Source organism: Psychrobacter sp. 16-MNA-CIBAN-0192, assembly GCF_040309565.1.
In the GTDB taxonomy this organism is placed as follows: Bacteria; Pseudomonadota; Gammaproteobacteria; order Pseudomonadales; family Moraxellaceae; genus Psychrobacter.
Map to the genome: position 1 here is coordinate 1 of NZ_JBEOOX010000651.1, position 242 is coordinate 242.

1 protein-coding gene is annotated in these 242 nt (G+C 45.0%); it reads left to right on the top strand.

What is annotated here, in order from left to right:
* On the top strand, nt 1-242 hold a 242-nt coding region (locus AAEY78_RS14725), incomplete at both ends, for a cytochrome C assembly family protein (protein WP_502943796.1).

The window sequence follows — 242 nt, forward strand, 5'->3', positions numbered from 1 at the left end:
TCATGGCCCTGTTTGCCGCGTTTGAGCATACTGCCAATCGTGGTAAAGCTGCCGCTATTTTGTCTATTGTTGGCGCAGTAAACTTGCCTATTATTAAGTATTCGGTACAGTGGTGGAACACCTTGCATCAAGGCTCGACCTTTACTCTAACCGCCGCGCCCAAAATGTCTGCAGATATGTGGATGCCATTATTACTAATGATTGTCGGTAGTTATTTATTGGTCGCGACGTTAGCGATTTAT